The 508-nt window shown below is 67.1% G+C and carries 2 protein-coding genes; both read right to left on the bottom strand.

What is annotated here, in order from left to right:
- Nucleotides 1-303, bottom strand: a 303-nt coding sequence (locus ACKGJN_RS16890) for a YgjV family protein (RefSeq protein ID WP_409540743.1), incomplete at its 3' end; no start/stop codon positions are given.
- Between the two features lie 14 nt (nucleotides 304-317).
- Nucleotides 318-508, bottom strand: a 191-nt coding sequence (locus ACKGJN_RS16885) for a DUF1127 domain-containing protein (RefSeq protein ID WP_409540742.1), incomplete at its 5' end; no start/stop codon positions are given.

The following is a 508-nucleotide window of genomic DNA, read 5'->3' as shown; positions in this document are numbered from 1 at the left end:
GAAAAACAGGCCGGCCAGTGCCATCAGGCCGATCAACGCATATCCCAGCCGGTTCATTGCCGCACTTCTGGCGGAGAACAAAGCCGCGGCGGTCTGCACCGAGCCCAGCATGTTGGCCGCCGCAGCGACCGAGATGCCGAGACAGACATAGTGCGCAGAGAAGCAGATTCCGGCCGCGAGTTGAGCCAGCAGAATCATCCGCCGGTCCCGGAATGCCGGCGCAGCGGTCAGGCAGAGCGCCGCGGCAACGCCCGTGAGCGTCGCGGGCAGATCCTGCAGCAGGCCAGCGTCGAGCATGGACATTGTCCGATCTCCCGCTAGCCGGCGCGATGCGGCACCCGACCGGTCGCGGGCCGCTGCTTCTTCAGGGCAAGACGGCGTGCGACGGACGGGATCTGACCGCGGTCCAGCCCGATATCGCGCAGGGCCGCATCGTCCAGCAGGGACAGTTGACGGGTCGTTTCCCGTACGCTGCGCCAGTAGGCGAAGGTTTCCACCAGCGACCCGG

This window comes from Gillisia xinjiangensis (genome assembly GCF_046298265.1).
Classification (GTDB): domain Bacteria; phylum Bacteroidota; class Bacteroidia; order Flavobacteriales; family Flavobacteriaceae; genus Gillisia; species Gillisia xinjiangensis.
Note: the sequence above shows the minus strand (reverse complement) of the source record. Positions and strands in the feature narration are given on the sequence as shown.